The following is a 25,661-nucleotide window of genomic DNA, read 5'->3' as shown; positions in this document are numbered from 1 at the left end:
GGTGTCTGCGTGAGGATTCTCCTTTTACCAAACTTATTGTACAATAGAAACAAGGGGGAGATTAGTTTGAAGGCAAGTCTTTTACAAGAACAAAGCTTACGTTTGGCAATGACACAAGAGTTAAGGCAAGCGATTACAATGCTCCAGTATAATGTACAAGAATTATCGGAGTTTTTGTATGAGCAATCGTTAGAGAATCCCCTTATTGAGTTAGGTGGTTTTGAGAGGGAGAAGAAAAAGAGCTCTAACAACAGTAAAAGTACCAGCAAACAAGTCGAGAATCAGATGGAGATCTACAGTGTGGATTCTACAACGATTCAGCAACATTTATTAAATCAAATACAGTATTATAAAATAGATGAAGAAGAGCGAAAAGTAGCTTCCTTCATTATTATGAACATGGATGGAAATGGATATTTACAAGAAACGAATGAAGAGTTAGCAGAGCTCCTTTCTGCGCCCATTCATGTAGTCGACCGCTCTGTAGAGCTTGTCCAATCACTGGAACCAGCAGGGGTAGGGGCGCGTAATATTCAGGAATGTTTAACCTTGCAATTGAAGCGCTTACAAAGACGTAATGGATTAGCAGAAGAGGTTGTAGAAGATCATTTCGCTTATTTCGTGAAGAAAGATTGGCGAAAGCTCGTTCAAGTGTTGAAGTGTAGTAATGAGGAATTGCAGAGTGCGGTAAATTGTATAACGTCATTACAACCAAAACCAGGTCTTGCGTTTTCTTCAGATAAACCACTTTACATTGTACCTGATATGGCGGTGAAAAAAGATGGCGATCGCCTCGTCTTACAAATGAACGAGAGAAATATGCCGAGAATTGAAATTCATTCTGAATATAGTGCGCTTCTTAATAATAGTGAAAGTGAAGTAGCATCTTACGTATCAGAAAAGTATCAGCATGTGCAGTGGATTATGCGCAGTTTGAAGCAGAGAAAACAGACATTGCTGCAAGTAATGACTATTATTATGGAAAAACAACGTGATTTCTTCTGGAAAGGTCCAGAGTATTTAAGACCTCTCGCTTTAAAAGAGGTAGCTGAAGAGTTAAGTGTGCATGAATCGACAATTAGTCGTGCGACGCGAAATAAATATGTGCAAACACCACACGGTTTATTTGAGATGAAATCGTTCTTTAGCAATGCCGTTTCGACGACTGAAGATGAAGCAGTTTCTACAAAACGTGTAAAACAATTTATTCAAACGTTAATTGGGGCAGAGGATAAGAAAAAGCCACTTTCAGATCAAAAGATTTCAAAATTATTAGAAGAAGAGCATGAAATTGTTATTTCTCGAAGAACAGTGGCGAAGTATAGAGAACAAATGCATATCCCAGCTTCGTCATTACGAAAAACGATCGGATAGGTGAAGAAGATGAAAGTTGTACTGTATACTAAAAAAGATTGTGGCCTTTGCGTGAAGGCAAAACAAGTTTTACAGGAAGTACAATGTGAATATTCTTTTCAAATCGAGGAAATAGATATATATGAAGATAATGACCTTTTAGAAAAATATCACTTAATGATTCCGGTTGTAGAAATGGACGGAAAACAAGTAGAATATGGTAACATTCACAAAGGTGTCATAATAAACTATATAAAGAATGCAGTTAAGAGTTGAATAAGTTTCTATCTCCTGTTACAATAATACACGTAGCAGGGATTATTTTTTTAACCTATGTGGGACACAAAATGTCACTACGGGACGTAAAGTGACCACGAAGGAAAAATGAACCGATGTAGTGAGGAGAATAGATATGCGCTCATGGATTCAGAACACAAAAAAATTATTACCTGATCTGCTACCTGTTATGCAAACGAGAATGCAAATTCTTCAATACATTAGGCTCATGCAGCCGATTGGAAGAAGAAACTTATCAGCAAGTCTCGGTATGACAGAACGAGTATTGCGAAGTGAAGTTCAAGTTTTGAAAGAACAAAACTTAGTTCACGTCGCTTCTTCTGGAATGACTTTGACAGAAGAAGGAACAGCTTTAGTTCTTGCTTTGGAAGACTTTATGAAAGAGATTTCCGGGTTAAAGGTTTTAGAAAAGCAACTTAAGGAAACATTAGACTTGGATGAAGTTTTCGTTGTCCCTGGTGATAGTGATGAATCACCTTGGGTCAAACTGGAGATGGGCCGTGCTTGTGTGACTTGTATAAAAGACCGTCTGACAGCGAATAATATCGTTGCTGTGGCTGGAGGAACTACGCTAGCTGCTGCTGCGGACATGATGCAACTTGATTGCAAAGATTTACATATGCTATTTGTCCCAGCACGTGGTGGAATTGGAGAAGGCGTCGAATTAGAAGCCAATACCATTTGTGCCAAGATGGCACAAAATACGATGAGTAATTATCGCTTATTGTATGTTCCAGACCATGTTAGTAGCGAAGCATATGCGTCTATTGTGACAGAGCCTTCCGTGAAAGAAGTTCTTGAGTTGATTCGATCTTCCAATATCGTCATTCATGGAATAGGTGATGCGTTAACAATGGCACGTCGCAGAAGTACTTCAGAAGCAGATTGGTTAAAGATTCAGGCAAGCGAAGCAGTTGGCGAAGCTTTCGGTTACTACTTTAATGAAGAAGGAAATGTTGTTCATAAAGTAAGAACAGTTGGTATGCAACTAGAGGATTTACAAAATGTATCTCACGTTGTTGCAGTCGCTGGAGGTTCTTCAAAGGCAAAAGCAATACAGGCTGTAATTAAACAAGGGCACACTTCAATTCTAATTACAGATGAAGGTGCAGCAAAACAGTTAACAAAGGGTTTTACCCTTTAATATAATCCCCCAAGGAGGAAATTCAAATGACTAAAATTGGTATTAATGGATTTGGACGTATCCGGACGTAACGTATTCCGCGCAGCTCTTAACAACTCTGAGGTAGAAGTAGTAGCAATCAACGACTTAACAGATGCTAAAACATTAGCTCACCTTTTAAAATATGACACAGTTCACGGAACTTTAAATGCAGAAGTATCTGCTAACGAAAACAGCATCGTTGTTAACGGTAAAGAAATTAAAGTTATCGCTGAGCGTGACCCAGCTCAATTACCATGGAGCGACTACGGAGTAGAAGTAGTAGTAGAATCTACTGGCCGTTTCACTAAAAAATCAGACGCTGAGAAACACTTAGGTGGATCAGTTAAGAAAGTTATCATCTCAGCTCCAGCTTCTGACGAAGATATCACTGTAGTTATGGGTGTTAACCACGAACAATACGATGCAGCTAACCACAACGTAGTATCTAACGCTTCTTGTACTACAAACTGTCTAGCTCCATTCGCTAAAGTATTAAACGAAAAATTCGGCGTAAAACGCGGAATGATGACAACAATTCACTCTTACACTAACGACCAACAAATCTTAGACTTACCACACAAAGATTTACGTCGTGCTCGTGCAGCAGCTGAAAACATGATCCCAACATCTACTGGTGCAGCTAAAGCTGTAGCATTAGTATTACCAGAACTTAAAGGTAAATTAAACGGTGGCGCTGTACGTGTTCCAACTGCTAACGTTTCTCTAGTTGACCTAGTTGTTGAACTTGACAAAGAAGTAACAGTTGAAGAAGTAAATGCAGCATTCAAAGCAGCAGCTGAAGGCGAATTAAAAGGTATCCTTGGATACAGCGAAGAGCCATTAGTATCTATCGACTATAACGGATGTACAGCTTCTTCTACAATCGATGCATTATCTACAATGGTAATGGAAGGTAACATGGTTAAAGTACTTTCTTGGTACGATAACGAAACTGGTTACTCTAACCGCGTAGTAGACCTAGCAGCTTACATGACTTCAAAAGGTCTTTAATTCTTAATTATATAAGTTATCAATGACAAAACGAGGGAGAGGGTTTGTTCCCTCTCTCTCTTCTTTCGTTTTAAAAGCAAATGTGTTAAGCTTTTGAGTGGGTTTTGTCAATCCTAACTAGTAGTCGGAGGGAAATCCAATGAACAAAAAATCAATTCGTGACGTAGATTTAAAAGGTAAGCGTGTATTTTGCCGCGTTGATTTCAACGTACCTATGAAAGAAGGCAAAATTACAGATGAAACTCGTATCCGTGCAGCTCTTCCTACAATTCAATATTTAGTAGAGCAAGGTGCGAAAGTTATTTTAGCAAGTCACTTAGGCCGTCCAAAAGGTCAAGTAGTAGAAGAAATGCGTTTAACTCCAGTAGCAGCACGTTTAGGTGAGCTTCTTGGTAAAGACGTTAAAAAAGCGGACGAAGCATTCGGACCAGTTGCACAAGAAATGGTTGCAGCAATGAACGAAGGCGACGTATTAGTTCTTGAAAACGTACGTTTCTATGCGGGGCGAAGAAAAGAACGATGCAGAACTTGCGAAAGAATTTCCAGCACTTGTTGACATCTTCGTAAACGATGCATTCGGTGCAGCTCACCGTGCTCACGCTTCTACAGCAGGTATCGCAGACTACCTACCAGCAGTATCTGGTCTATTAATGGAAAAAGAGTTAGATGTACTTGGTAAAGCACTTTCTAACCCAGAACGTCCATTTACAGCTATTATCGGTGGTGCGAAAGTAAAAGATAAAATCGGTGTAATTCGTCATCTATTAGACAAAGTAGATAACTTAATCATCGGTGGTGGACTTGCTTACACATTCGTTAAAGCTTTAGGTCATGAAATTGGTCTATCTCTATGTGAAGACGACAAGATCGAACTAGCTAAAGAATTTATGCAACTTGCAAAAGAAAAAGGCGTAAACTTCTACATGCCAGTTGATGTTGTAATCACTGAGGAATTCTCTGAAACTGCAACAACTAAAATCGTTGGTATCGACTCTATCCCTTCTAACTGGGAAGGCGTGGACATCGGTCCTAAAACACGTGAAATTTATGCAGATGTAATTAAAAATTCTAAGCTTGTTGTATGGAATGGACCAATGGGTGTATTCGAAATGACTCCATTCGCAGAAGGTACAAAAGCAGTAGGACAAGCATTAGCAGATGCAGAAGATACATACTCTGTTATCGGCGGTGGTGACTCTGCAGCAGCTGTTGAAAAATTCGGTATGGCTGATAAAATGAGCCACATTTCTACTGGCGGCGGTGCGTCATTAGAATTCATGGAAGGTAAAGAGCTTCCAGGTGTAGTTTGTCTTAACGACAAATAAGTAGCAGCCAAAGAAAAAGGACGGTGCAAAGCATGCGTAAACCAATTATCGCAGGTAACTGGAAAATGAATAAAACTCTATCAGAAGCAGTTAGCTTCGTAGAGGAAGTTAAAGGTCAAATCCCAGCAGCTTCAGCTGTTGATGCAGTAGTTTGCTCTCCAGCTCTATTCTTAGAGCGCCTTGTAGCAGCAACTGAAGGAACTGACTTACAAGTAGGTGCACAAAACATGCACTTCGAAAAAAATGGTGCATTCACTGGCGAAATTAGCCCAGTAGCACTTAGCGACTTAAAAGTTGGCTATGTAGTACTTGGCCACTCTGAGCGTCGTGAAATGTTTGCTGAAACAGATGAGTCAGTAAACAAAAAGACTATCGCAGCATTTGAACATGGTTTAACACCAATCGTATGTTGTGGTGAGACTTTATAAGAGCGCGAAAGCGGAAAAACATTTGATCTAGTAGCAGGTCAAGTGACAAAAGCACTTGCAGGTTTAACAGAAGAGCAAGTTAAAGCAACTGTTATCGCTTATGAGCCAATCTGGGCTATCGGTACAGGTAAATCTTCTTCTTCTGCAGATGCAAACGAAGTATGTGCGCACATCCGTAAAGTTGTTGCAGAAGCTGTTTCTCCAGAAGCTGCAGAAGCTGTTCGTATCCAATACGGCGGTAGCGTAAAACCAGAAAACATTAAAGAGTATATGGCACAATCTGACATCGACGGCGCTTTAGTTGGCGGTGCTAGCTTAGAGCCTGCTTCGTTCTTAGGTCTTCTGGGGGCGGTAAAATGAGAAAGCCAACAGCTTTAATCATTCTTGACGGTTTCGGACTTCGTGAAGAAACTTACGGGAATGCTGTAGCACAAGCTAAGAAACCTAATTTTGATGGTTACTGGAACAAATTCCCTCACACAACGCTTACAGCTTGTGGCGAGGCAGTAGGTCTTCCAGAAGGTCAAATGGGTAACTCTGAGGTTGGTCACTTAAATATCGGTGCTGGCCGCATTGTATATCAAAGCTTAACACGCGTTAACGTTGCAATTCGTGAAGGTGAGTTCGATAAGAACGAAACGTTCCAAAGTGCAATTAAAAGCGTAAAAGAAAAAGGTACTGCACTTCATTTATTCGGTTTACTTTCTGACGGTGGTGTGCACAGTCACATGAACCATATGTTTGCTCTTCTTCGCTTAGCAGCTAAAGAAGGCGTTGAGAAAGTATACATTCATGCATTCTTAGATGGCCGCGATGTTGGACCAAAAACAGCACAAAGCTATATCGATGCAACAAATGAAGTAATTAAAGAAACAGGAGTAGGACAATTCGCGACTATCTCTGGTCGTTATTACTCCATGGACCGTGACAAGCGTTGGGATCGCGTAGAAAAATGTTACCGTGCTATGGTGAATGGTGAAGGCCCTACTTATAAATCAGCAGAAGAGTGTGTAGAAGACTCTTATGCGAACGGTATCTATGATGAATTCGTATTGCCGTCTGTAATTGTTAACGAAGATAACACGCCAGTTGCAACAATCAATGATGATGATGCAGTTATCTTCTATAACTTCCGTCCAGACCGTGCAATTCAAATTGCTCGTGTATTTACAAACGAAGACTTCCGTGAGTTCGATCGTGGTGAAAAAGTACCTCACATTCCAGAATTCGTATGTATGACACACTTCAGTGAAACTGTAGATGGTTACGTGGCATTCAAGCCAATGAACCTTGATAACACTTTAGGTGAAGTTGTTGCACAAGCGGGATTAAAGCAACTTCGCATCGCGGAAACTGAAAAGTATCCGCACGTTACATTCTTCTTTAGCGGTGGTCGTGAGGCTGAATTCCCAGGAGAAGAGCGTATCTTAATTAACTCACCAAAGGTTGCAACGTATGACTTGAAACCTGAAATGAGCATTTACGAAGTAACGGACGCTTTAGTAAATGAAATCGAAAATGATAAACATGATGTTATCATTCTTAACTTTGCGAACTGTGATATGGTTGGCCATTCTGGGATGATGGAACCAACAATTAAAGCAGTAGAAGCAACTGACGAATGTTTAGGAAAAGTTGTAGAAGCGATTCTTGCAAAAGATGGTGTAGCACTTATTACTGCTGACCATGGTAATGCGGATGAAGAATTAACTTCTGAAGGAGAGCCAATGACAGCTCATACAACTAACCCGGTTCCTTTCATCGTTACTAAGAACGACGTAGAATTACGTGAAGATGGTATCTTAGGTGATATCGCTCCAACAATGCTTACACTTCTTGGTGTTGAGCAACCGAAAGAAATGACAGGTAAAACAATTATTAAATAATTTGCTTATATAAAAAGGAGAGAATTTATTATGTCAACAATTATTGATGTTTATGCTCGCGAAGTCCTTGACTCTCGTGGTAACCCAACTGTAGAAGTAGAAGTTTACACAGAAAGCGGCGCTTTCGGACGCGCTATCGTACCAAGTGGTGCATCTACTGGTGAGCACGAAGCAGTAGAATTACGTGACGGTGACAAATCTCGTTACCTTGGTAAAGGTGTTGTTAACGCAGTAAACAACGTTAACGAAATTATCGCTCCAGAAATCGCTGGTTTCGATGTAACTGACCAAGCTGGTATTGACCGTGCTATGATCGAATTAGATGGCACTCCAAACAAAGGTAAACTAGGCGCTAACGCTATCCTTGGTGTATCTATGGCAGTAGCTCACGCAGCAGCTGACTTCGTAGGTCTTCCATTATACCGTTACCTTGGTGGATTCAATGCAAAACAATTACCAACTCCAATGATGAACATCATCAACGGTGGTTCTCACGCTGATAACAACGTTGACTTCCAAGAGTTCATGATCTTACCAGTTGGTGCTCCAACATTCAAAGAATCAATCCGTATGGGTGCTGAAGTATTCCATGCACTTAAAGCTGTATTACATGACAAAGGTCTTAACACTGCAGTAGGTGACGAAGGTGGATTCGCTCCAAACCTTGGTTCTAACCGTGAAGCTCTAGAAGTAATCATCGAAGCTATCGAAAAAGCTGGTTACAAAGCTGGCGAGAACGTATTCTTAGGAATGGACGTTGCTTCTTCTGAGTTCTACAACAAAGAAACTGGTAAATATGACCTTGCAGGCGAAGGCCGTACTGGCTTAACTTCTGCAGAAATGGTTGATTTCTATGAAGAGCTTTGCAAAGACTTCCCAATCATCTCTATCGAAGATGGTTTAGACGAAAACGACTGGGATGGTCACAAATTATTAACTGAGCGTATCGGTGATAAAGTACAATTAGTTGGTGACGATTTATTCGTAACTAACACTCAAAAACTTGCTGAAGGTATCGAAAAAGGTATCTCTAACTCAATCTTAATTAAAGTTAACCAAATCGGTACTTTAACTGAGACTTTCGAAGCTATCGAAATGGCTAAACGTGCTGGTTACACAGCAGTTGTATCTCACCGTTCTGGTGAAACTGAAGATGCTACAATCGCTGACATCGCAGTAGCAACTAACGCTGGCCAAATCAAAACTGGTTCTATGAGCCGTACTGACCGTATTGCTAAGTACAACCAATTATTACGTATCGAAGACGAGCTAGGCGAAGTAGCTGTTTACGATGGTGTAAAATCTTTCTATAACATCAAACGATAATTGTAGAAAATAAACGACAGACCGTGAGAAATCACGGTCTGTTTTTTTATGCTAAAATTGTTCACCCGTCATAAGTGACATGAAATGTTTGAAGAAGCGGTTATAATCAAAATCAATTGCTATTTGATGACTCGGCCAATCAATAAATGGTTTAGATTCTCCTAAAGAGCGAAATTCTCCAATGCTTGCCCCCTGTGCATAAGATTCTGTCATGACAACGATAGGTGACTTGTGATAGGTAAACATAGAGTTATCAAGTAAAGCGAGTATTGGTATTGTGTCATGGAAGGGGCTCCCCTTTAAATGTGGTAGGGCGTCTTTATAATATCCGTAGTAATAATGATCAAATAACGTTTTGACAAGTGGAGCTTTTCCTTTTGCCTCAATGTACTCTGCCATTTCTGGTGTAATGATGGAGTATTGAGTGACGTTTAATGGGTATATGTACATGTTAGCTGTGGATTGAAGGACTATATTAGCGGCAGTAGGATCGCCATAAAAGTTTGCTTCGGAAATAGGGGTAACATTACCAGGATGTAAAAAGGCACCGCCCATTACATAGTAAGATTTAATTTGTTTCATTAACTGTTTGCACATGATAAACAAAATTGCTAGGGAGGTAAGTCTTCCTAAACTCACAATAATTAATTCATCTTTATACTGTTCAATAAGAGGAATGACTTCAAAAAAATTCTCCATTTCTCCGTTAGTCACATTCACCTTTGGAATAATTGGCCCAAGCCCCTGTTTCCCATGTACATCCGTAAAAAACGCAGGTGGGGCACCAGTAAGGGGACGTTCTGAACCACCGAATATCTTGATATTTCTATTCTTTGTTTCGTTATTAAAAAAATGAGCATTTTCTACGGCCATTTTTTTTGGAACATTGCCGTAATCAGCAACGATACCGACGATTTCTATTTCATCGATAAAGAATGCTAAGAGGAGAGCCATCGTATCATCAATCCCAGGATCACAAAAAATGAGAACTTTTTTGGGCATATGTTCACCACCTATCTTGTTTATCCCGTACAAACCAGCTTGGTGAGGGCTAATAATCAATAAGGATGAGGGGAATCTCATTGATTAAAGTTTCACTTTATATATATGTAAGTTTAAGAATAAAAAGATTATTTTATTGAAATAATAGTCTTTTAAATTCAGAAAATAAAAACTTTTTATATTAGGTCAAGGTTTTTGACGTAATTTTCGTTTAGAAATGCAGTCGTATCAAGGTTGTAAGCGTATAACATAGGCTGTTTTTGCTGTCAAGTTGATAAATTGCAGCTTTTTACAATTTATACTATGATAAAGATATTAACAGAAGATCGTATAAACATGAGGGATGATGAACATGAAATTTACAAAGATTCTTGTCCAAATTGCTGCTCTTTACGTGTTTTATATGGTTGGAACTTGGGTGCAAGAAATGTTAAATATTCCAATTCCAGGAAGTTTGATTGGGATGTTCCTCTTACTTGTTTTACTTAGCCTAAAAGTTCTTCCAGTGAAATGGTTCGATTTAGGAGCAGAAACACTCGTTGCTATTATGCCGTTTTTATTAATTCCGCCAACGCTTGGCCTAATGAATTACGGTGCTTTTTTTATGAGTAAAGGAATTTCTCTTTTCATTACAGTTGTAGCGAGTACATTTTTAATTATTATTGTCGCAGGACATACAGGACAATATCTTGCGAATAGGAAGGAAAGAGAGTCGCGATGAGCCAAATATTAATCGGAGTCGGTTGGGTTCTTTTTACGGTGCTATTATATCAATTATCTAAAAAAATCTATAAATTATTTCCAACACCATTCACCATTCCAATGCTTGTAGCAACTGGATTAATGGCTTTCCTATTTATCGTGCTTGATATACCATATCAACATTATATGGAAAGTGGTGGTGGCTGGATTGCAAAGCTACTTGGACCCGGTGTTGTAGCATTTGCAATTCCTCTTTATAAACAACGTCATGTTCTGCAAAAATATGTTGTACCGATTGCTGGCGGGGTATTAGTAGGTACAACAGTTGCAATCGCTAGTGATTTTGCGATTGCTTCACTTATGGGAACGGATAAAAGCTTAATCTTATCGTCATTACCAAAATCGGTGACAATGCCAGTTGCGATGAGTGTTTCAGAGCAAGTCGGTGGTGTACCTTCCTTAACAGCAGCTTTCGTTGTTATCGCAGGTATTACTGGAACGATTACAGGACCCCTTTTATTAAAATGGAGCCGTGTTACAAACTCAGTTGGTAAAGGTATCGGATTTGGATGTGCTTCTCATATTATGGGCGTGATGAGAGCGATGAAAAATAACGAACATGAAGGTGTTATTGGATCGGTAACAATGACATTAACAGCAATTTTGACATGTTTACTTGGACCGTTATTTGCGATGATGTTTATGTAATAGAAGAAAAGCGAGAGCGCCTATATAGCTCTCGCTTTTCTATAGAATTTATGCTACAGTTACAATAACTGAATCTTTGTAGGAGGTACGCCAAGTGCATACGTTATTATCAGTTTTACTTATTATTGTATCGATTTTAATGATTGTTATGGTACTTATGCAATGTAGTAATAGCTCAGGCCTTTCAGGTGCAATTTCAGGCGGTGCGGAGCAATTATTTGGTAAGCAAAAGGCACGTGGAATTGAAGCGGTATTAAACCGTATTACAATTGTTTTAGCTGTATTGTTCTTTGTATTAACAATTGGTGTTACGTACTTCAATTTATAGAATTGAAAGAAGAAGCGTTAGTGAATGGTACTAATGGTTCTTCTTTTTTTTTTGCTATTTGAAAGATGTTTCTAATTAGATTATAGAAATACAAATATGGTACACTAGATATAGAAAGAATACGACTAGATTACAGAAGAGAAAGAGGAGAAATACATGATGAAATTAGCATCTCCGAAACCATTTACATTTGAGGGTGGAGACCGCGCTGTTTTATTACTACATGGATTCACAGGGAACTCAGCTGATGTACGTATGTTAGGGCGTTTCTTAGAAAAGAAGGGCTATACTTGTCATGCGCCAATTTATAAAGGGCACGGTGTACCACCAGAAGAGCTTGTTCATACAGGGCCTACAGATTGGTGGCAAGATGTAACGGAGGCATATCAGCTTTTAAAAGATAAAGGTTTTGAGAAAATTGCTGTTGTTGGATTGTCACTTGGCGGCGTATTTTCTTTAAAATTAGGTTATACAGTACCGGTTTTAGGTGTAGTACCAATGTGTGCACCGATGTATATTAAGAGCGAAGAAACGATGTACCAAGGTATATTGGCATATGCCCGCGAATATAAAAAACGTGAGCAAAAATCACCAGAACAAATTGAACAAGAAATGTTGGAATTCCAAAAGACACCGATGAATACATTAAAAGCATTACAACAATTAATTGCTGACGTACGTAACAATGTGGATATGATTTATGCACCAACATTTGTTGTACAAGCACGTCATGACGAAATGATTAATACAGATAGTGCTAACATTATTTATAACGGTGTAGAATCTACGTTAAAAGACATTAAATGGTATGAAGACTCTACGCATGTCATTACACTTGATAAACAACGTGACGAGCTACATGAGGATGTATATAACTTCTTGGAGCAACTAGATTGGTAAGATCTAGTTGCCTCTTTTTTTCATAAGGAATTTTTTGTGAAAACTGTAAAAATCATAAGGGGAGTATTGAAGTTTCACTTTATACATCCCCTATCTTTCGGATACACTAAATAATATAAGGTTTTAAAGGAGGTATTTTTGCTTGGAAGAAATCATACAAGAACATATTGATAAGTTGTTATTATTTATGAGAGAAGAAGCGTATAAACCGCTAACGATACAAGAGTTAGAAGAGGCATTTGGAATTGAAGGTTCTGAGGGCTTTAAAGATTTCGTAAAGGCACTTGTAACGATGGAAGAGAAGGGACTTGTTATTCGTACTCGTAGCAACCGTTACGGTCTTCCTGAAAAGATGAATTTAATACGCGGTAAGTTAATTGGACATGCACGTGGTTTTGCATTCGTTGTACCAGATGAGAAGAAAACGGGAGACGATGATCTTTTCATCCCGCCTACAGAATTAAACGGTGCGCTTCATGGCGATACAGTATTAGCACGCCTTAGTTCCCAATCGAGTGGTTCGCGTCAAGAAGGTTCAATTGTACGCATTTTAGAACGCGGAACGAAAGAGTTAGTTGGTACATATACAGAATCGAAAAACTTTGGGTTCGTTATACCTGACAATAAGCGCTGGACAAGTGACATTTTCGTATTGAAAAGTGCATCTATGGGCGCTGTAGAAGGTCATAAAGTAGTTGTGAAAATTACGAGCTATCCAGAGAATCGTTTAAGTGCAGAAGGTGAAGTTATTCAAATTCTAGGTCATAAAAATGATCCAGGAGTAGATATTTTATCTGTCATTCATAAACATCACTTGCCTTTAGCGTTCCCTGAAGAAGTGATGGAACATGCAAACAGTGTACCAGAAACGATTTCAGAAGAAGATTTAAAAGATCGCCGTGATCTACGTGACCAAATGATCGTAACGATTGACGGTGCAGACGCAAAAGATTTAGATGATGCTGTTACAGTAACGAAGCTTGAGAACGGTAACTACAAGCTAGGCGTTCACATTGCGGATGTAAGTCATTACGTTCAAGAAGGTTCTCCGATTGATGTAGAAGCAGCGGAAAGAGCGACGAGTGTGTATCTTGTTGACCGTGTAATTCCGATGATTCCACACCGTCTATCTAACGGTATTTGTTCATTAAATCCGAAAGTAGACCGTCTGACATTATCTTGTGAAATGGAAATCAACAACTTAGGTGATGTTGTTAAACACGAGATTTTCCAAAGTGTGATTAAAACAACAGAGCGTATGACTTATGCTGACGTAAGAAGCATTTTAGAAGATGAGGACGAAGAGTTAATTAAGCGTTATGAGCCGCTCGTACCGATGTTTAAAGAGATGGGTCAATTGGCACAAATTTTACGTGAAAAACGTATGCGCCGTGGTGCAATTGACTTTGACTTTAAAGAAGCGAAAGTATTAGTGGATGAAGAAGGAAAACCGACAGACGTTGTCATGCGCGATCGTTCTGTATCAGAGAAGTTAATTGAAGAATTTATGCTTGTTGCGAATGAAACAGTAGCAGAGCACTTCCACTGGATGAACGTACCATTCATGTACCGGGTCCATGAAGATCCGAAAGAAGATAAGCTAGAGCGTTTCTTCGAGTTTGTAACGAACTTCGGATATGCCGTAAAAGGACGTGCGAATGAAGTGCATCCTCGCGCGCTACAACAAATTCTTGAAATGGTTCAAGGACAGCCAGAAGAAGTAGTTATTTCAACAGTTATGCTTCGTTCTATGAAGCAAGCTCGTTACGATGCGGATAGTTTAGGACATTTCGGTTTATCAACTGAGTTCTACACACACTTCACATCACCAATTCGTCGTTACCCAGATACAATCGTTCATAGATTAATTCGTGAATACATTATTAACGGTAAAGTCGACAACGAAACGCAAGCAAAATGGCGTGAAAAATTACCTGAGATTGCAGAGCATTCTTCTAATATGGAACGTCGTGCTGTTGAAGCAGAGCGTGAAACAGATGAGATGAAAAAAGCAGAGTATATGGTTGATAAGATCGGTGAAGAGTATGACGGTATGATTAGCTCTGTAACAAACTTCGGTTTATTCGTAGAGCTTCCAAATACAATTGAAGGTCTTGTACACGTTAGTTATTTAACGGATGATTACTACCGTTATGACGAGCAACATTTCGCTATGATCGGAGAACGTACAGGAAACGTATTCCGCATCGGTGACGAAATTACAATTCGCGTTATTAACGTAAACAAAGACGAGCGTGCAATCGACTTTGAAATCGTTGGTATGAAAGGCACACCTCGCCGTAAGTTCAAAGATCGTCCAGTCGTTATCGAGCAGCCAAGAACAGGCAGAAAGAAACGCGGTGGACGTAGCGAGCGCAGTAATGAGCGCGGCGGTGAACGTGGCACAGGTAGAAAATTTGACCGTGGTGGTAAAGGAAAAGGAAGAGGATCTGCATCTGCATCCGCTTCTGCTAGCCAGCCAGGAAAAAAAGATGGTGACGGTAAGAAGAAAAAAGCATTCTTCGAAAATGTACCAGGATTCAAGAAGAAAAAGAAAAAGCGTAAGTAAGAAAAGGATGGCTTCGCTTTGATGAAAAGCGGGACCGTTTTCTTTTTTCTTCGTGGCTTGAGAGCGAGCCACTTTCGCTTTTTATCGGAATCTAGCTACAGTGGCTAGAATGTTCGGCGGCTTCACTTCTTCCTGAGAGGCAAAGAGCGCCTCAAGGTCAGAAGCTCCATCCATCTCACATTCTGAGCGAGCCACTTTCGCTTTTTATTAACATTTGTTACAATAGTAAAAATAGAGGAGGGACGTTATATGCCAAAGGGTACAGGTAAGGTTATTGCACAGAACAAAAAAGCATTTCATGATTATTTCATCGAAGAAACATACGAAGCAGGGCTTGTCCTTCAAGGAACGGAAATTAAGTCGATTCGCGCTGGACGCGTAAACTTGAAAGATGCGTTTGCACGTGTACATAATGGTGAAGTATGGGTTCATAATATGCACATTAATACGTACGAACAAGGGAATCGTTTCAACCATGATCCACTTCGTACGAGAAAATTACTTCTGCATAAAAAAGAAATTGATAAACTAGCGGGCGCTGCGAAAGAAACAGGTTACGCATTAGTTCCACTTAGAATTTATTTGAAAAATGGATTTGCAAAGATGGCACTTGGTTTAGCAAAAGGTAAGAAGCAATACGATAAACGTCACGATTTAAAAGAGAAAGAAGCTAAACGTGAAATTGCACGCGCGTTCCGTGATCGCCAAAAGATGTAATACAGATATTTACATTTGTAAAATGGAGCGCGTATGTTATAATAACTTATGTAAGGTTGTTGCACATTGAAAAACAGCTCTTAGTAGCTATCACGATATTTTCTTCGTATGCTCCATTTTTATCATGGGGACGTTACGGATTCGACAGGGATAGTTCGAGCTTAGGTTGCGAGTCGAGGGGATCGGCCTCGTTAAAACGTCAAAGCCTATAATTGGCAAACAAAACAATCTTTCTTTAGCTGCTTAATTGCACTAAAGGTTCCTCCCTCCATCGTCCATGTGGTAGGGTAAGGGACTCAAACTAAGTGGACTACGCCGGAGTTCGCCGTCTGAGGACAAAGGAAGAGAACAACCAGACTAGCAACTTGGAAGCCTGTCGATAGGCCGAAGAGTTCGCGAAATGCTAATATATCGACTACACTCGTAGAAGCTTAAGTGCCGATATTTTTGGACGTGGGTTCGACTCCCACCGTCTCCACCAATACATATTTGGTGGTTTTTTTATTTTGTATTGTGACTTCAATCATATGTTTTCATAAGATGAAGGCTTATACTTGAAAATACTTATTGAAAACTTATATTTGAATTATTGATAACGCGAGAATAATTAATCAATAATACTTTTAACTTATATTTAAAATATAAAAATGTAGATTCTAGGTGTCTGCATTTTTTTTGATTTTTAGCATTGTTAAAAATCAAAAAAATAAGGGGGATTGGGATATTAAACATATAAGAGTTCTCTATCTTATTTTGGTGCAAATACAACGAGAGTTTAAAAAACGAATAGATTTCTTTCGAGATCTTATCTTATGCTGTAAGCCCAAACAATTTATATATATATTGTTTCTGATTTTGGACAGACCTCTCCCGTAAAAAAACTTGCTTTTTTCGAAGCATATGCATCACTTCTATGCCACTCAATATCTTTTTGGCAGTTTGAAACGATTTTAACCCTAGCATAGAACGAACTCGCTTCTTTATAAAGCGATGGTCATGCTCAATGATATTATTTAGGTACTTGTGTTGTCTTATTTGCGTGCCAAAAGGCATGCTTTTTTCTTCTTTTAATTCTTGAATCGCTATAGGATACACTGGATTCTTAGCGACTTTGGTCACGCGGGGGAGGACACATGCGAAGAAGCCAAGGCTTTTTTGAAAAGCACTTGGCTGATTGGGTATTCCTATTTTTGCTAAGATAAAAATCAATGGTTTTTCCTTCGGAGTCCACTGCACGATATAGATACATCCATTGACCTTTTACTTTGATATACGTTTCACCGATTCTCCAGGAATCATTTGTTAACTTAAGACGAGGTCTTACCTTTTCATCTAATTCCGTCCCATATTGATGAACCCAACGTATAATCGTTGGGTAAGCCATCGATAATCCACGTTCTTCCATCATTTCGACTAAATCACGAAAACTTAGGTTGTACCGTAGGTACCATCTCACTGTTAATAAAATAATGTCAGGTTGATAATGTTTCCACTTGAACAAATTTTTCTTTTCCATACTGATCACGTCCTTTTTAGAGTACTAGTATCAGTATGTCCAAGATTTAGAGGTTCATTGCAAGTATCTTGAAGTTTTTGCACCAGAACCGATTATCGAATATAGTCTATTTTTTAAAAATACTTACGTTTTCAATGCGAATAGAATCAACTTCTCCACATTTTAAGCAAAATTTATAGATTTTATTTGAACCTTTCATCGACATTTTACTTGGTTTTACTGGCATGTAATCTGTAGCTTCTGTAAACTCAGTTGACCCACACTTGGGACATTTTTCGCATATCATCTACAATTCCTCCCCATTCATTAATTCTGGAAATAATCTGTGCCAATAAAATTAGTTATTTCCTTGAATCCCCACTATGGATAAAATTTGTGGAAATTCTTTAAAAGCCTTCAAAAGTATATTAAAGAATTAAGATTCATATTGTCAACCTTATATAAATGTGATATATTGTAAAAAAAGTAATGATTATGTAGGTTATTGTAGAATATTGTAAGTTTTTCATCTATAAATTGAATTAATTGTATAATATGATAAAAAAATTGTCAATAATAGTAATATTTTCTTATGGAAGGAAAGGCTATTTTATGAAAATAAATCCGAATTTTTCGATAGAAGTGTTAACTGAGAATAAATATTTTTTATTCGATAGGAAAAATTGTAAAGGATACTACCTAACATATAAGGGAGACATTGAAGCCACATTAAAGAAAGAAAAGATAGAGGAATTAAATAAGATTGGATTCTATGATGATACTGAATTAAAAGAAGAACATTGGGTAAATAAAATTTTAAAAACTAATAGTAACATAAGTCCAAAGTTTATAATGATAAGTCAGCTAATATTTTTTTTAGGACTATTACCAATTGCAATAACACTTTTGATTCAGTCATTTAATGGTATAGATTATTTAGATTTTGAACTTCTTAATTTTAAGGAATATGGGATAGCGATGCTAGTTTTTTTAAGCGGTATTCTGTTTATCCATGAAATGTTACATGTTGTCATTTCAAGGATGCAGGGGATAGAAATTTTTTCAATAGCGTTTAAATTAAAGTATTACTTTATCCCAATTTTTTATGTGAAAATTGTTCCGACTGGAAATGATCTAAAAAGAGCAAATGTAGCTTTTGCAGGAAATATTGCAGATTTGATTTTAATTATTTTATATAGTTCATTAGCTTTAATCTTTCAACAACCAGAGTTTATTATCTGTTTAAATTTGCAATTAATAATGAGTATATTTAACTATAATATTTTTTTCCCGACGGATTTTTATTTGGGAATATTTTCTTTAATCGGAAAATCGGACTTTCGGACTAAGGCGATTAATTATACCAAGCAATTTATTTTCTCGAAGAAAAAGCAAAGTAATCTCAAAGGATATAGAGACATCATAAAACTGGCATATGGGTTAGCATTCTATGTAATTGTATTATCCATGTTTGTGATTATGGTTTTGAATGTATACTTTATGCAAACAAGGGGTTGGTTTTTTTGAATGAATTATTATGTATGAAAAGGGAAGCTTTATTTAAACCTTCTCTTTTGAATCGTTTAAAGGATAAAGATTTATTTTTTGTAAAAGAATATTTAGTGAAAAAACAAGAATTACAAAATATTCAAAAAATATTATTGGCGGAACTAAATAAGAAAACTAAAAAATATTATGATACTCAAGAAATAGAGTTACTAAGAATATATCAATCTCTGAAGAGAAGAATTAAACGCAAGTTAGATGTAAAAGAATCTGTGGATGATAGTGCAGATAAAATAATTAACGAGTTAATTTCTAAGTATAACTTATTGATAATTGAATTAACTAGTTTAAAACAAAAGATGAATAACGTGTTTCAAAATAAAGAAAAAAACTATTATGAAGCATTTTATACGGAAGAAAAATTTAAAAAGGCTCTAAAAGTTACAACTCCTGAAGCCTATAAAAGTCTTGTAGATTTGAATATTCAAAAAGATTCTCTTAATAGAGCCCGATATGGATATATACAACGCGCAACTGTAAAGACCAGCCCATTAAGTTATTTTGGGAAAACAACCTACTATAGCTTGAATAAAAAGGATAGTGAAGAAACTTTACAGTTAAATAATGTTGTGAAGTATTTAATATTGACTGCAGCGATGAATGATGTTGAGGTAATGAATCTTTTAAGAATAAAAATTAACCCAGTCTTTAAGAAAATTAACAATGCAGAAGGTATATATTATGAAAAGAATTTTTTGCTAAATGGAGTAGATTGGGTATTAAAACAAGATGACATATTACACAATAAGGAAGTTTTGAACATATTAAAGCGCATTAAAATTTGTAAAACTCCTAATAATATAATAAATGCTCTTCAAGAAGAAAACAATTTTACCTATGAGGTACTTGTAAATAATGGGGTAATCGTTCCTGATTATAGTTTGTATATAAACGATGACCAAAAGTTTAAAGATATCATTGTGAGTATCTTTGGAATTCAAATGGTTGAACTTTTATTTCCAAATTGTATAAATGATATTCAGTATGAACAAATTTCTAATAAAGTTTTGAAATACTTATCGAGACATGATTCAAACTATTTTGGCGTTAGCTTATGTAAAAAGTTTTTGGAATTACCCCTGTATTATCATAATGATGTTGAGAAAAATCAATTTTCAGTTCCATCGATTAGCTCGGAGAGAATGAAGGAGATTTTTGATGATTGTGTTGTTCAAAACAAAAATTCTTATTATATATATAATTTGATTTTAGGAGATAAGGAGAAATATCAAGATCAATCGTTATTGGCAGTTATTACGGATATTAAAGAGAAATACATGTTCGAACGTAATTTAACGATAAAAAATACAATAAAAATTAAGCCTCAAATGAGAAAGAGTGCATTAATCTTTTATCAAAGTGATGTTAATGGAAATATAGTAATAAATAACATCAATGCTGGAACCGGAGCTGTTTTTCATCGAAATGCTGAAATATTTGATAAGTGCATTAATGATAATTTGAAAAATTATTACAATAAATTATTTTATGAGGATTTTCCTATATACGAAGTCGTTATGGATGAAGAGATATCAAATCATGTCGATACTGGAAAATCATTTCATAAAAAATTGAAGTGGCCAGAAGACTTTTTAGATATACGTTTGCACGTATCTGCTGATAATCAAATTAGGTTTGTGTATAAGGATGAATTTATCCATTTACTAGATTTGGGCACCATACCATTTCACCTTTTTTATGGTTCCAAAGGTGTGCTCTTAAATCTCATTCATCCATGGAATATTGACATGAAAAATTTAGGGGAATTAAACAATCGAAAACGATATAATCTTATTGTTCAAGATGCTATTCAATCAACTGATATGAGTAATTGGGATTTTTTCATGGCTTTATCATCGTATTTTACAGAGAATAATCTACCGATGGAATTTTTCCTTAGAAAAAACAATTATAGTTTCAAAAAAAGTAAGCCTATATGGATATCATTGTACTCGTCTGAATCAATTAAAGTATTAAAACGAATCTTAAAAGGGGAAAAAGAAGTTATTATTGAAGAAATCTACCCAAATTTTAACGAGAACTTGGAACAAAAAGTAGTTGAATATGCGGTATTGAAAATAGAGGAGTAGTCACAATGTGGAGCAGTTATCATATTTATACAGAGGATCGAAATTACTTTTTAGATAAAGTGAGTGATATCCTTAAAGAATATCCTGATGTAAAATTTTTCTTTATTCAATATATTGATCCAATTGGTTTTCATTTTAGATTTAGGATTCAATCTAGCTTTCAAAGCAAGATTGAAAAAATGATTTATAAACTGTTTAAGGAGCAAAGAGTATTAAAAAAAATCTATGACCCGGAATATAATTTATTTGGTTCGTCATTGGGTATATATGAGGAATTTTCTATAGAATTATCAAGATTTATTATTGAAAATAAAAATATTGATTCCTCTACTTTTGTATTATCATTATCAAAAAATATTTTACAGATTTTCAATTGTCTAAATAGTGAATTTATTAATACCTATATAAATTATTGGGCTAAAACAGTTAAACGTTTTAACAGGGAGGATCTAAATACTCAAATTAATTTTTCTAAAAACGATGAAAAAAATCAAAGTCATGACTTGAGTATAGTATTAAAACCTTTAAGCATTTTGGAAGAAAAATATGTAAATGAAAGTATTTGTATAAAATTCTTACATATGGCACTAAATAAATTGGGTTATACCTTAATGGATGAAATGCTTATTGTAAAGAAAATTAAACAATCAATATTGGTTTAGACAAATTAACATGTGTTGATCATTGTTAATGTGTTGATGATTAATAGAAAAAGAGGGAGATTATGGAGAAATATAATAATTGTGTAATCGGAAGTCGTAGCGTATTTCCTCCTAGGGGATTGCAAGAAACAAACATTGGAATTGTTCATATTTCAGATATCAATCACTACTACACTTTAAACTTGAGTAGAAAAATAGAGAATCATTTATCTAAATTGACAGGTGCGGGTACAGGGGACTCTGTTGAAGATTCGATGTTTTTAGCTACAATGGAAGCTTATGAACGATTAGCAAATAGCATACCTGTTAGTCAACAGGTAATTGCATCACAAGAAGAACTTGGAGATTTAGCTGTGCCGCTTTCTGATTTTCCAAAAATGAATCAAAGTGAGACAAGCAGCAATGGAATTGAGAAGAAATATTTAAGATGGAGTGAATCTTATAATTTAACAGATCAATCAAGATGCTATATTCCACAAGTTTATATAAATTTGTATACTCATTTCAATTACAATGGGGAAGGATTAACTCACCCAATTTCTACCGGATGTGCAATCCATCAAGATTATACCCGGGCAGTTATTAATGGGATATATGAGGTTATTGAAAGGGATGGAATTGCACTCTTTTGGTTACTAAAAAGACCTTTAAAAAAATTAGATAAACAAGAGTTTATTGATGACTTAGAAATTTTCAGTAGCCCCTTTTTGGGAAAAACTACTCTATACGATGCATCGACCATTAACGGAGTTTATACTTTTTGCCTGAGGGCAGAAACTCACTTCTCTGAATCAATTAGAAATGTTGTTATGTTTTCTTCAAATACTTGTCCAAAAGAGGCCATAAGTAAATTGAAGAAAGAACTCATTTCGGTAATTTATAGCCTTGCAAACGGAATCGAAAAACAGTCTAATTTATTGAAGCAAGATCCAATGAGTTTTTATCACGTGGATGAAGGTGCTCTATATATGGCGCATCCCTCAAAAGCATACGCATTTGAATTTCTTAATAATTCTTCAAAAGGTAGCATTCCTACTAATGAAATTCAATTTTCCTCATATGGGGAAGAATTAAGGTATCTTATCAAGAAATTAGAAGGTTTAGGGCACAAAGTGTATGTGACAAATTTATCGAACCGAGAATGTGAAGAAAATCAATTAAAAGCAGTAAAAGTTACAATTCCATCTTTACAGCCAATATCATTTGTCCATTCAGCTCGTTTTCACGACAGTAAGAGAGTAAAAACTTTTGCGAAAGAGATTTATGGATATTTTAGTGAGGATTTAATTAATCCTTTACCATTGCCGTTTTCTTAGTATCAAAAATTTTTAAATACAATATAAAATTTGAGAGGAGAAATATGAATGAATTATTTTTTGTCGGGGATTGGTACTGCAAAATCTTCTTTGCACCAACAGTTTCGCAAGAAAAATTTCCAAGTTAGACCAGTGAATTATTTCGAAATTTCTGACCTTCCAAAAGAGTCCATTTTATTTCTAGTATATGATGGTTTATACATTGAGGAATTTCTAAGTTCAGTAAAGGCGGTTAACTGCAATGTAATTCCAATATTTTTTGATGTAGATACAGTAATTATCCCTGGTGTTCATAAACCAGAATATCAGAAGGGTGAAATATGTATCGAATGCTCTATTGCGAGGTTAAAGGAGTATTATTTCAACTCTACAATGTATGAGAAATTATTTATGAAAAAAGACTACAGCTTAGTAGAAAATGTTTTAGAAGTGGAATTTTCAATTTTTGCACAGAGTTTTATTAGTGCATTTAAAGAAACAGGATTCGTAGGACAAAATTCAATCTATTCCTTTGATTATTATACTTTTAAAAATAAACAAATACTAGGCTACACAAAGTGTAAAAAATGTGATTTCCATGATTATAGTAGTGATGAAATGATAAATCAATTAAATGAGGTGTTAGATTGTGTCGCTATTAATAAATGATCCTATGGTCCAGTTTCCAAAACAGCCAAAGTTAATTCCTAATATCCATACCATCTATTATCAAGGTGTAACAATTTATGGACCGTCAGATGGTCCTTTTAAATTAAATGGTACGCTAGCAGCAAAATTAGTATACAGTTTATTCCCATTATTAGAGCAAGGTATTACTTTGGAAGAGATATATGAGAAATCCGATTTTGCTAAAGAAGATATTGATAAGTTACTTGAAATTTTATTTATGAAAGGTTGTCTTGTTCAAGCCTATGACAATAAAGAATTAACTAATCAAGATAGATTTTTTATAAGAAAAATGACTAAGTTTAAGAATCATACAAACCTAGAAGATATTTATCAAATTTTGCAAGAAAGTATAGTTTACATAATATGTGATGAAGAAGCGCTTACCAATAAAATTCAAAAAAAATTATCGAAGTATGGATTGAATGCTGAAAGATTGTTTATAGATGAGTATATGGAAGTCAAAACTCCAAAATTGAAAAAATTAATAGTTTACATTTCCGATAGCGATTTCAATGATAACGTAGTGAGTAAACTTTCGGATAAATTAGATGTATTGTACGTTGATAGGGTTTCTGGACAGATAGGACCTATATTTTCAAAAAAAGCAATAACAACTACAAATTATTTACATCATCTTATAAAAACAGAAAAAAATTCGATTGAGAACTATGTTAAGGAAGATATTCTGAGTGATTATATATCAATTTTATTATTAAGAGAAATAGGGAAAATATCGAATAATCTGTTAACAGAAGGCTATTACCGAAATGTTGGTGGAATGCTAGATTATCAAGTCATTGATAAGAGAACAAGAACTTCTTCATCACAGGAGTTGACACTCTATGATTATGAGGTTGCAGTCCAGTTTCCAGCAAGCAAATATGTTAATAAGACAAGCCATTTGACTCATTTTAAAGAAAAAAATCTAAAATTAGGAATATTTAATCAAGCGTCTTTTTTATGGAAAAAATTAGATAGTACTAATTCTGTCCCTAAAAATGTTGACGGTATTTTCAAATACACAATGGCTTACAAAAATCACAAATTAAAATTTAAACGTTATACTCCAAGTGGAGGAAATATAAATTCCAATCTTCTATTTTATATAAATTTAGAAGTAAACTCATTTGATGGTTTGGGAATTTATTTCTACAATAATTTTGATAGTCAATACTATCAAGTTAGGGATTTTTCTGATGAGGATATATCTAATTTTTACAAGAATATAATAATGCAAGATAAAAAAAATGATGTTAAGGGATACTTTATTATTGCAAATGATACTGATTTAATATCACAAAAATACGAAAATTTTAGTTTTAAAATAGCAAATTTAAACACTGGAGTCATGCTTTCACAGTTATTTTCTATAAGAAAATATTTCGAATTAAACTGTAGAATGATTACCCAATTCAACGAACGGGAAATATTAAACTTATTAGGAATAAAAAAATCGAATGAAGTAGTCAATTTTATCATTGAGGTGAACTAAGTGTATAAGGAGTTTGTAGAAAGAAGTAGAAATCTAAATTCCATTAATTTTCTAGGTAACAATATTGATATATCAAAAATAAAGCTAGATTTAAAAACTAAAACAGTTTTGGATGTTATAGAAAAAAGAGAATCTTTTAGATACTTCAGTAAAGATATTAGTCATTTAAATCTAGATTTACTGGAAAAATTATACGATCATGGTGAGGCTATCATCAAAGGTTTACAGATAGAAAATTATGTAGAAATTTGTTTTATTGACAATAACAAATTAATTAATCGAAACTTTCAAGGAGTATATTACAGGGAAGATGAAAATTGGGTATTAAAAACTAAATTGGATAAAGAATCCATTTCAAGGGAAACTCTTTATTTACAAACAGAAATGCATGATGCTAGTGGGGTGTTCTTTTTTGAGTGGAAAGTTAATAATATTCCGACAGAAAACAATTTAGGTAATTATCGATATATGAATGCTATAAGCGGGCTACTGGGGCATCAACTTAGTCTAAAAGCAACTGAATTAGATCTGAATGGGACTATTTTTGCTGGAATTACACTAGTTGAATATCAAGTAGAAATTTTAAAGAGTTTTAACGATTCTCGGTTACCTATTTTTGCTTTTTCAGTTGAATAAATTATAGAAAGGTATGAG

The 25,661-nt window shown here is 35.7% G+C and carries 19 protein-coding genes, 1 other RNA gene and 4 pseudogenes; 22 read left to right on the top strand and 2 right to left on the bottom strand.

Features of this window, described 5'->3' with window-relative positions; genetic code table 11:
- Positions 1-66: 66 nt before the first annotated feature.
- The 8 genes and pseudogenes from rpoN (at position 67) to eno (ending at position 8,791) form a co-directional block, all read left to right on the top strand.
- Positions 67-1,374, top strand: a complete 1,308-nt coding sequence (gene rpoN, locus BC_RS25645) for an RNA polymerase factor sigma-54 (RefSeq protein WP_000647959.1) — start codon at positions 67-69, stop codon at positions 1,372-1,374.
- Positions 1,375-1,383: 9 nt separating this feature from the next.
- Positions 1,384-1,629, top strand: a complete 246-nt coding sequence (locus BC_RS25640; RefSeq protein WP_000869730.1) for a glutaredoxin family protein — start codon at positions 1,384-1,386, stop codon at positions 1,627-1,629.
- A 136-nt stretch (positions 1,630-1,765) separates the two neighbouring features.
- Positions 1,766-2,794, top strand: coding sequence for a gapA transcriptional regulator CggR (cggR, locus tag BC_RS25635; protein WP_001258185.1), 1,029 nt, complete (start codon positions 1,766-1,768; stop codon positions 2,792-2,794).
- A 26-nt stretch (positions 2,795-2,820) separates the two neighbouring features.
- Positions 2,821-3,826 (top strand): annotated as a pseudogene (gap, locus tag BC_RS25630) (type I glyceraldehyde-3-phosphate dehydrogenase).
- Between the two features lie 139 nt (positions 3,827-3,965).
- Positions 3,966-5,151 (top strand): annotated as a pseudogene (locus BC_RS25625) (phosphoglycerate kinase).
- Between the two features lie 32 nt (positions 5,152-5,183).
- Positions 5,184-5,939: pseudogene (gene tpiA / locus BC_RS25620) on the top strand (triose-phosphate isomerase).
- On the top strand, positions 5,936-7,465 hold the full coding sequence (gpmI, locus tag BC_RS25615) for a 2,3-bisphosphoglycerate-independent phosphoglycerate mutase (protein ID WP_001231152.1): 1,530 nt from the start codon (positions 5,936-5,938) through the stop codon (positions 7,463-7,465). Before tpiA ends, gpmI begins: the two are co-directional and overlap by 4 nt.
- Before the next feature lie 30 nt (positions 7,466-7,495).
- Complete coding sequence (gene eno, locus BC_RS25610) at positions 7,496-8,791, top strand: phosphopyruvate hydratase (protein ID WP_000103955.1); 1,296 nt, start codon at positions 7,496-7,498, stop codon at positions 8,789-8,791.
- A 51-nt stretch (positions 8,792-8,842) separates the two neighbouring features.
- On the opposite strand, the gene BC_RS25605 is transcribed toward eno, so the two are convergent.
- Positions 8,843-9,793, bottom strand: a complete 951-nt coding sequence (locus BC_RS25605) for a nucleoside hydrolase (RefSeq protein WP_001125051.1) — start codon at positions 9,791-9,793, stop codon at positions 8,843-8,845.
- Positions 9,794-10,145: 352 nt separating this feature from the next.
- On the opposite strand from BC_RS25605, the gene BC_RS25600 reads away from it, so the two are divergent.
- The 7 genes from BC_RS25600 to ssrA all read left to right on the top strand — a co-directional run bounded on the left by BC_RS25600 (position 10,146) and on the right by ssrA (position 16,198).
- Positions 10,146-10,514 (top strand): CidA/LrgA family holin-like protein, encoded by a 369-nt coding sequence (locus BC_RS25600; protein WP_000673222.1) that lies wholly within the window; start codon positions 10,146-10,148, stop codon positions 10,512-10,514.
- Positions 10,511-11,203 (top strand): LrgB family protein, encoded by a 693-nt coding sequence (locus BC_RS25595; protein ID WP_000078309.1) that lies wholly within the window; start codon positions 10,511-10,513, stop codon positions 11,201-11,203. Before BC_RS25600 ends, BC_RS25595 begins: the two co-directional genes overlap by 4 nt.
- 94 nt (positions 11,204-11,297) lie before the next feature.
- Positions 11,298-11,531 (top strand): preprotein translocase subunit SecG, encoded by a 234-nt coding sequence (gene secG / locus BC_RS25590; RefSeq protein WP_000557261.1) that lies wholly within the window; start codon positions 11,298-11,300, stop codon positions 11,529-11,531.
- A gap of 159 nt (positions 11,532-11,690) precedes the next feature.
- Positions 11,691-12,431: a carboxylesterase gene (gene estA / locus BC_RS25585; RefSeq protein WP_000761986.1), complete on the top strand. Its 741-nt coding sequence runs from the start codon at positions 11,691-11,693 to the stop codon at positions 12,429-12,431.
- A 142-nt stretch (positions 12,432-12,573) separates the two neighbouring features.
- Positions 12,574-15,000 carry a ribonuclease R gene (gene rnr, locus BC_RS25580; protein WP_000391086.1) on the top strand — a complete coding sequence of 809 codons (2,427 nt, stop codon included), beginning with the start codon at positions 12,574-12,576 and terminating at the stop codon, positions 14,998-15,000.
- A gap of 249 nt (positions 15,001-15,249) precedes the next feature.
- Entirely contained in the window at positions 15,250-15,717 is a 468-nt protein-coding gene (gene smpB, locus BC_RS25575) for an SsrA-binding protein (RefSeq protein ID WP_001123919.1), read from the top strand.
- Between the two features lie 126 nt (positions 15,718-15,843).
- Positions 15,844-16,198: a transfer-messenger RNA gene (gene ssrA, locus BC_RS25570) on the top strand.
- A gap of 329 nt (positions 16,199-16,527) precedes the next feature.
- Here the strand turns inward: ssrA and BC_RS25565 are convergent.
- Positions 16,528-17,233, bottom strand: a pseudogene (locus tag BC_RS25565) (IS6 family transposase).
- A 591-nt stretch (positions 17,234-17,824) separates the two neighbouring features.
- Here BC_RS25565 and BC_RS25560 point away from each other — a divergent pair.
- The 7 genes from BC_RS25560 (at position 17,825) to BC_RS25530 (ending at position 25,643) form a co-directional block, all read left to right on the top strand.
- Positions 17,825-18,739 carry a site-2 protease family protein gene (locus tag BC_RS25560; RefSeq protein WP_000700654.1) on the top strand — a complete coding sequence of 305 codons (915 nt, stop codon included), beginning with the start codon at positions 17,825-17,827 and terminating at the stop codon, positions 18,737-18,739.
- Complete coding sequence (locus tag BC_RS25555) at positions 18,736-20,868, top strand: hypothetical protein (RefSeq protein WP_001004204.1); 2,133 nt, start codon at positions 18,736-18,738, stop codon at positions 20,866-20,868. The genes BC_RS25560 and BC_RS25555 overlap by 4 nt, the downstream gene beginning before the upstream one ends.
- Before the next feature lie 5 nt (positions 20,869-20,873).
- On the top strand, positions 20,874-21,530 hold the full coding sequence (locus tag BC_RS25550) for a thiopeptide-type bacteriocin biosynthesis protein (RefSeq protein ID WP_000269750.1): 657 nt from the start codon (positions 20,874-20,876) through the stop codon (positions 21,528-21,530).
- A gap of 62 nt (positions 21,531-21,592) precedes the next feature.
- Positions 21,593-22,846 (top strand): YcaO-like family protein, encoded by a 1,254-nt coding sequence (locus tag BC_RS25545; RefSeq protein WP_000417516.1) that lies wholly within the window; start codon positions 21,593-21,595, stop codon positions 22,844-22,846.
- Between the two features lie 48 nt (positions 22,847-22,894).
- Entirely contained in the window at positions 22,895-23,494 is a 600-nt protein-coding gene (locus BC_RS25540) for a hypothetical protein (protein WP_001105870.1), read from the top strand.
- Positions 23,475-25,007: a hypothetical protein gene (locus BC_RS25535; protein ID WP_000054739.1), complete on the top strand. Its 1,533-nt coding sequence runs from the start codon at positions 23,475-23,477 to the stop codon at positions 25,005-25,007. Before BC_RS25540 ends, BC_RS25535 begins: the two co-directional genes overlap by 20 nt.
- Positions 25,008-25,643: a hypothetical protein gene (locus tag BC_RS25530; RefSeq protein ID WP_000276249.1), complete on the top strand. Its 636-nt coding sequence runs from the start codon at positions 25,008-25,010 to the stop codon at positions 25,641-25,643.
- Positions 25,644-25,661: the final 18 nt, after the last annotated feature.

The sequence above is a fragment of the Bacillus cereus ATCC 14579 genome (genome assembly GCF_000007825.1).
Lineage (GTDB): Bacteria > Bacillota > Bacilli > Bacillales > Bacillaceae_G > Bacillus_A > Bacillus_A cereus.
This window is presented reverse-complemented; position numbering and strand designations above follow the sequence as displayed.